The organism is Methanoculleus sp. UBA413 (assembly GCF_002502935.1).
GTDB classification, from domain to species: Archaea; Halobacteriota; Methanomicrobia; order Methanomicrobiales; family Methanoculleaceae; genus Methanoculleus; species Methanoculleus bourgensis.
Map to the genome: position 1 here is coordinate 2,145 of NZ_DAQR01000089.1, position 7,148 is coordinate 9,292.

7 protein-coding genes are annotated in these 7,148 nt (G+C 58.5%); 4 read left to right on the plus strand and 3 right to left on the minus strand.

Annotated elements, in window-relative coordinates:
* Positions 1–231: heparan-alpha-glucosaminide N-acetyltransferase domain-containing protein (locus tag BP858_RS07185; protein WP_286879190.1), on the plus strand; the 231-nt coding region annotated here is incomplete at its 5' end.
* Between the two features lie 177 nt (positions 232–408).
* Here the strand turns inward: BP858_RS07185 and ade are convergent.
* The 3 genes from ade to BP858_RS07200 form a co-directional block, all read right to left on the minus strand.
* Positions 409–2,055, minus strand: a complete 1,647-nt coding sequence (gene ade, locus BP858_RS07190; protein ID WP_286879191.1) for an adenine deaminase — start codon at positions 2,053–2,055, stop codon at positions 409–411.
* A gap of 5 nt (positions 2,056–2,060) precedes the next feature.
* Positions 2,061–2,405 (minus strand): hypothetical protein, encoded by a 345-nt coding sequence (locus BP858_RS07195; RefSeq protein ID WP_238320546.1) that lies wholly within the window; start codon positions 2,403–2,405, stop codon positions 2,061–2,063.
* A gap of 123 nt (positions 2,406–2,528) precedes the next feature.
* Positions 2,529–3,725 (minus strand): RNA-guided endonuclease InsQ/TnpB family protein, encoded by a 1,197-nt coding sequence (locus BP858_RS07200; protein WP_074175508.1) that lies wholly within the window; start codon positions 3,723–3,725, stop codon positions 2,529–2,531.
* A gap of 586 nt (positions 3,726–4,311) precedes the next feature.
* Here BP858_RS07200 and BP858_RS07205 point away from each other — a divergent pair.
* The 3 genes from BP858_RS07205 to BP858_RS07215 form a co-directional block, all read left to right on the plus strand.
* Positions 4,312–5,010 carry a M48 family metalloprotease gene (locus tag BP858_RS07205; RefSeq protein WP_074175507.1) on the plus strand — a complete coding sequence of 233 codons (699 nt, stop codon included), beginning with the start codon at positions 4,312–4,314 and terminating at the stop codon, positions 5,008–5,010.
* Between the two features lie 206 nt (positions 5,011–5,216).
* Positions 5,217–6,092, plus strand: coding sequence for a ParA family protein (locus BP858_RS07210; protein WP_074175506.1), 876 nt, complete (start codon positions 5,217–5,219; stop codon positions 6,090–6,092).
* 3 nt (positions 6,093–6,095) lie between these two features.
* The coding region (locus tag BP858_RS07215) for a PAS domain-containing protein (protein WP_286879192.1) at positions 6,096–7,148 on the plus strand (1,053 nt) is incomplete at its 3' end.

Sequence of the window (7,148 nt, forward strand, 5' to 3'; positions counted from 1 at the left end):
TACGTGCCGCTTCTCCCCTGGTTCGGCCTTGTTCTCATCGGGATGTCCTGCGGGTACCTCTTCTACCCGGGCGGAGAGCGGGGTTTTTCGCTCCGGGCAGCGGAACCGGTGGTTGCCCGGCCGTTCTCGGTCCTCGGCCGGCACTCGCTCCTCATCTACTTCCTGCATCAGCCTCTCATCATCCTTCTGATCGCAGTTCTCGCGCCTGGTGTAATGCCAGGTGTCTGGTGACGAGGCGCTCCTTCCCGACAGGAGGTGTTTCACATGAGGCAGCACCACATGTTGCAGACGTGGAAACGGCCTTTTCCCGGGTTCCACCCGTGCGGTGGACTATGGTGGCCAATCGCGTCTGGTGGAGGGACAGGGGAGGGGGCCAGGAGCGCCCGGAGGGCGCGAATCTCTCCTCAATCACAGAAAAAGCGGAACGTCCTCGAAAGCCCGGACGTCAAAGACCCCGCGCTCCGTGACCCGCACCTCGGGGATGACGGTCAGGGCGAGGAACGAGAGGTACATGAAGGGGTTCTCGACCGCGCCGAGCCGCCGGGCATGCTCTTCGAGAGCGCCTAGGCGCCCCACGACCTCCTCATGGGGAAGGGCCGACATAAGCCCCGCACATTCGAGGGGGAGGGTGGTCACGTCGTCGCCGGAGACCACCACGAGCCCCCCTCCGAGCCGGACCACTTCCCCGATGGCACGGATGATCTCGCCGTCATCGACCCCGACAGCGACGATGTTGTGGGAGTCGTGGGAGACCGACCCGGCAAGCGCCCCCTCATGCAGGCCGAAACCCTGGACGAGCCCGACCCCGGAGCCGCCCGCACGGTAGCGGTCGGTGACGACCGCCTTGAGGACATCACGGTCGGTGTCTGGGATGGCGGTGGCATCCACCGTGTAGCGCAGGTCGCGGGTGACGATCTGTCCGGGCACGATGCCGATCACCCGGGCCTCCCCCCGGCCGGTGATCCGGATATCCCCGGGCTCCGGCACGCGGACCCGCAACGGAGCTGCAGGACAGGCCGGTGGATGGTAACCGACGTCAACCACCTCGACGCCACGCTTGAACGTCCGGACGACGCGGAACCGGTCGGGGTCGTCGACGACGCAGAAGTCGGCAAGCCTCCCGGGAGCGATGGCGCCCCGGTCATGGAGCCCGAACCGCCCGGCAGCGGAGAGCGTGGCCATGCGGAGCGCCTGCTCGACCTCGAGGCCGCACGCGACCGCCTTTCTGATGCAGTCATCGATGTGCCCCTCGCGAGCGAGCATATCGGCGTGCCGGTCGTCGGTGGCAAAGCAGCACCGCGCCGCTGTGCAGGCATCCACGAGCGGGAGAAGGTCGCGGAGGTTCTGCTCGGTCGAGCCTTCCCGGATCATGATGTATATCCCCCGGAGGAGCTTCTCTCTCGCCTCCGCAAACGTCGTGCACTCGTGGTCGCTCTGGACCCCGGCGTAGATGTAGGCGTTCAGATCTCTGCCGGAGAGGAGCGGCGCATGACCATCGATGATCTCAAAGAGGTCCATCTTCTCTGTGAGGTCCGGATCCCCGGTGAGGACGCCGGGGACGTTCATCACCTCGGCAAGCCCGATGACTCCTTCCCGCCCCCGGAACCGGGCGAGGTCGTCGGCCGTGAGCACGGCGCCGCCGGCATCAAGGGGTGTTGCCGGGACACAGGACGGGAGCATCATCAGGATATCGAGCGGTGTCCGCGCAGCCTCGGTGAGGAGGTACTCGATCCCGGGCGCCCCGCAGACGTTGGCGATCTCATGGGGATCAGCGATCACGGTCGTCGTGCCGTGCGCAAGGACGAGCCGGGCATACTCAGCCGGGGTAAGAAGAGAACTCTCGATATGGACATGGGCGTCGATCAGCCCGGGCACCACGTAGGCGCCGTCGAGGTCGTACTCCTGCTTCCCATGGTAGTCCCCGAGGCCGACGACGTAGCCGTCCTTCACCGCGAAATCCACGCGCTCCCAGGTACATGCGAAGGGGTTGAAGACCACGCCGCCGGAGAAGACAGTATCCGCCGGCTCAAGCCCCCGTGCCGCCGCAAGTCCCATCCGGTTCAGGGCGCTACCTCCAGGTCGCGGATGACGGACGCTCTCCGTTCATCACCGACGAATACGGTCAGAAAGACTTTGTACGAGCCGGGCTGCAGGTCCACCGGGACCGTGTACTTGTTCTGCCCCTGGTCGAGGTTGATATACCGTGCTTTACAGAAGACTTCGTGCTGTTCGAGCGCCCCCACCTTCATGATCGTTACCTGGAGCACAGCGTTCTCAACAGGTTTATCCGTGTTCTCCACGGAGACCTCCAGGGCGTCACCACTGTAGGTCACTTCCTGGAACGTTGTGGAGAGGCACCCGGCAGCCCCGGCAAGAACGGCAAGGACCAGTATCAGAAATGGCATATACTTCCTGGACATCCAACCGGTAGAGAGCCGAAAGATGGTTTACCCGGATAATGCGAGCCATACCAAACTTCTGGCACTACCATATTCACCTCCTCTACTTATTCACAGTTTAGGCTGAAATTAGTGAACTACCCCGCGCCTTTTGGGCGGGGCTTCCTGCTTCATCGATAATACTTGCATCACCGAGATGTGATGTAGCGGTATCCTCTCCACAGGCTCCAAGGGCTGTTCCATCCCCACGCGGTGAATATTCACCGCCGCATTATAGTCTCGATCCGCAACAAACCCGCAATACGGACATTCGTGGACTCTCACGGAGAGATCCTTCTTCACGATCCTTCCGCAGTTTGAGCACATCTGCGTCGTATCCCGGGGATCGACTCGAATGAATTCCGTACCAGCACTTTCAGCCTTGTACGAGAGAAATGCTAAGAACCGTCCCCATGATGCATCATGGATACTTCTGCGGAGTCCGCGAGATTTGCCGTTTTCTTTGAGATACTTGACATTCAGATCTTCGACACAGATCGTCGCATAGGCATCAACGTATCGACGGGAGAGTTTATGCAGGAAATCGTTCTTCTGGTTGGTGATATGAGCATAGGCCTTCTCCAGTTTCTTCTTCGCGTTCTCCCGGTTCTTTGAACCCCGCTGTTTCCGGGCAACACGCTGCTGCAACTTCTTCAGCCGAGCCCGTGATCGTTCAGAGAACCGGGGATTCGCGATCACCCTGCCATCGCTATCGACCGCAAACGAGTTCAGACCGACATCAATCCCAACCGACCGCCCTTCTCTCCGGGGTGCGGCGACCTCCTGGTCCGCCTGAATGATGACGTACCATTCGTCACCGGAACGGGTGATCAAGACACCCTTCACCTCTCCTGAGTATGGTCGGTGCATCGAAAACGGAATGGTCCCGATCTTTGAGAAGGTGATGAACTCACCTTCGCAGTCGATCGTGAACCCGGACTGGTTATAGTTGAGCGTACGATACCGCGCTGCACTCTTGAACCGGAGTTTGCCGATCTTTCGACCGTTCTTCTTTGTTTCGGAGAGAGCGCGAATGTTACTCCAGAGGGTGTAGTTGACCATCTGGAGAACTTTGGAGTACACCTCCTTGAGTGCAGGGTGCTCCTCTTTCAGGGTGACAATTCGTGCTTGAGTCTCCTGCATCGTCAGTGAGGATCCGTTCTCGCGCGCAGTGTTGCATTCTTCAAGGAGCGTGTTGTAGAGCCACCTACAGGTATCGAGTGCTTCATGCAACCGTGCTTCTCCAGCTGCATCCGGATATGCACGATACTTGTAGGAAACGATCATACTGTTTTACAATATAATACCCCGAGAGATATGCCTATCGATACGAAGAAGGGCGGCTCTGCTCTCATCCCCGGCCTGAAGACCGGGGACTTCCCGCGCCGCCCCGCACGCCCCCACGAGTTAAAAGATTGTTAAAAAAGCGGGCTTTGGATACGTTCTCGATTCTGATTGATGCCCGGTGGTCCGGCGGTGGGGGTCTCCCCGGACGTGGTAGCCGCCGGGAAGCCTGGTCCAGGTATGAAACGACCATGAGGCGTAGCGAGAGGCTGCACGGATGAAGTCGGCCAGCTCTCCGGGCAAGTGAACCGGGGGAAGGGGAGGGCCCATTGGCGCGAACCTCCCGTAGGTGCAATGAATCCCCATTGGTCGCTGAAATCTCAATGGGAATAGATGTTTTGGTGGCGATCGATGAGCCCGACCGGTCCGCTCCGGAGATCGCAATCCCGGGCACGACAGATTAGAGATAGAAACTCCTATTTGCCTGAAACAGGGGAATTTTCACTCTGAATCATATAAAATCCTGTTCTTGCCGCATCCATGGTTATGCGAATATTTAATATATTCAAATTATTATACATCCTATCAAATGTTTGCGAGCAACGATCACTCCCGCCTATACCGGATATTTGAGGAACTCCAGGAGATGGGATTGATCGATCGCGGGAGAAGGCTGGTGCAGTGCCCCTTCACGATCTCTATACGAGGGTGTCCCGCACTCAACAGCATCCGCTACCGGCGTACGTTCTATGAAAAGAACCTCTCCCGGGCCAGCGACGACACCCTCCGGTTCGTGCTGCTCCATGAGGAGGGGCACATCAGGATGGGTTCTTCTCGGGTTTCCGCCCTCCTGGCATTCCCGGTTCTCCCGTACCTCATCCTGCTTCACCAACCGTTCCTGCAGGTGGGCGGCCTGCCTGTTGGAAAGGTAGCCTTCATTGCCTTCCTTCTCCTGGTGGTTCTCTTCGGCTACCGGGCATACTACCGCCGTATGTACGACGAGGAGTTTATCGCAGACCGGTATGCAGCAGATGCGCTGCGACGCTGCTACCAGATCAGAGACGCGGGGACCATCCTCCAGAGTCTGCTCTCCGGTCTGCGGGCCGGTGCGGCGGCCTCACGCCGCAAGAAGCGTAGCGGCCTCCTGCGGGTGGTTTCGGGTATTCTCTCCTCAGAACCTGACTACCACCCATCCATCTCTGAGCGCGTACAGAGTATCAGGGACCCGGCAGGCCGCAAGGATGGGGATCCTGGTACAGGTCATTTGGGCATGGGTCTCTCACGTTGAGGCCTCCTTTTCTGCCACACGCCGGGGCCCGGGCTTGTTGATGCAGCTCACGCGCTCCCCGCCCCTATGAGGTATTTGCTCATAATTGCAAGCGGGATCGGAAATAGGGTCCTTGAGAAAACGTTAAATTTAGAACCAGCCTCACATATCGGAAGGACTATAAAAATAGGTTTAATAGAACCTATTGCACATAGAGGTATTGAGGGGTGCTGGTTATTACAGTTGTAGCGTTTGCTCACCACAAAGGTGGCACAGGAAAGACGACATCGTGCCTCAATGTTGCAGGATTCCTCCAGAAGGACGGAAAGAAGGTTTTGGTGGTGGACTGCGACCCGCAGGCCAACGCCACTGCAGGGTTGGGGGTTAGCCCCGAGACCCTTGAGTTGAGCATGTATGATGTCTTCATGAGCGTCTTTGAGGGATTTCCTGACGTAACAATCAACGATGTTCTTGTTCCCACACCATCCGGGGTCGACCTGGCTCCGGCAACCCTGGACCTCGTAGGGGTTGAACCCTACCTCTACAGCATCGAGGACCGGGCAGGGCTTCTCAGGGAGGCGCTCGCCGGGGTGAAGGATACCTACGACTTCATCCTGATCGATACGCCGCCGAGCATGGGTCAGTTCGTCATCAACGGCCTTGTCGCTGCGGATCACACCATTGTCACCCTCGACCCCGGTACCTTCGCCCTCAAAGGTATAGAAGCGCTTTCAACAGTCTTTTGCGACATCCGGGAGATGCTCGGAGAGAATGTCACCGCAGATTTCGCTATCCTGACCCGCTGGAAGGGCTCCGGTGATCGGGATGCCGGGACAGGCGGCCTTGCTCTCTTTCTGAAACGTATCTTCTCTCCCGGCCCCTCCATGGAAGAGGAGAAGGAGAGGGAGCGGTTGAAGACGTTTGAGAACGAGGTCAGGAAGGCATTCAAGCGGGTATTTACGGTCTCTTACTCGCCTGCGATATATGAGACACAGCAACATGGAGTTCCCATCTCCCACTACGCGCCCGAGAGCGATGCTGGCAGGGAATACCGGGCAATTGCAACCGCGATTCGGGAACTGAATGAGAAAAGGAGGATGTAATCGATGATCGATAAACCTGGAAGAAAAGCACTGTTTACCGGACCGGTTGCGCCGGGTCCGACCGGACAGGGACCGGTAGTGCTGCCCGAGGCGATCGAGGCAGCACTCAATGCAGGGATCGATGGCGACACCTCGGTGAGGATCGACCTCGCCGGTGTTCCAGAGGGCTTCAGGCCTCTGGCCGTCTCGATCAATGCGTTGATTGAGAAGAACGAAGAGGAGAAGAGATCCCTCCAGAGTCAGCTGGAGGCGGCGGGAGCCCTCAGGCAGCGGTCTGAGACGATCATCCAGCAGAACCCGATGCCCATTCTGGTAGTCGATCCGGGGTTCGTGGTAACGATGGCAAATGCCGCATACGCCGATATGAGCGGGATCCCGGGAGACCAGGTGGTCGGCAGAAGCCTGAGAGATTTCAGGGTGACGTCGCAGAAGGGTTCTGGTCTTGGGCACGTGATCCGGGAGAAGAAGCAGGCGTATGCTGAAGTCGTGGTCGAACTCCCCTCGGGAACCCATACGCTTGAACAGTATGGAATCCCTCTTCTCGATGAGAAAGGCGATATCGGGAGCATTCTCATTGTCTATAACGATATCACCCGGCAGCGGGAGGGAGAGGAAGAGATCCGGGCCCAGATGGAGAATATTGCCGAACTGCAACGGCAGTCTGAGACGATAGTCCAGAAAAACCCGATGCCTATGCTGGTCGTCGATACCGGACTGAAGATCGTCACTGCCAACGAGGCATACCTCCGGTTGACCGGTATCGACCGGTCGCGTGTCACCACGATGACCCTCCGGGACTTCAAGGTCCTCGACCAGAAAGGGGAGGGGATCGGGAAGGTGCTTACCGAGAAGAGGCAGGTGTACGGCGAAGTTACGGTTGAGTTCCCCGCCGGGACTTACATCCTTGAGCAACACGGTATCCCGCTCCTCGACGAGAAGAATGAACTGACAGGTATCCTGAGCGTCTATAATAATATCACTGAAAAGCGGAAAGAGGAGGCCGAGATCCGTCGGATGCAGCATCGCATCGACACGATGATCCGGGAGAACCCGCTT

Excerpts from the sequence above, each read along its gene's own strand:
- ade (WP_286879191.1), bottom strand. The coding sequence starts at position 2,055 with ATGGGACTTGCGGCGGCACGGGGGCTTGAGCCGGCGGATACTGTCTTC.
- BP858_RS07195 (WP_238320546.1), bottom strand. The coding sequence starts at position 2,405 with ATGCCATTTCTGATACTGGTCCTTGCCGTTCTTGCCGGGGCTGCCGGG.
- BP858_RS07200 (WP_074175508.1), bottom strand. The coding sequence starts at position 3,725 with ATGATCGTTTCCTACAAGTATCGTGCATATCCGGATGCAGCTGGAGAA.
- BP858_RS07205 (WP_074175507.1), top strand. The coding sequence starts at position 4,312 with ATGTTTGCGAGCAACGATCACTCCCGCCTATACCGGATATTTGAGGAA.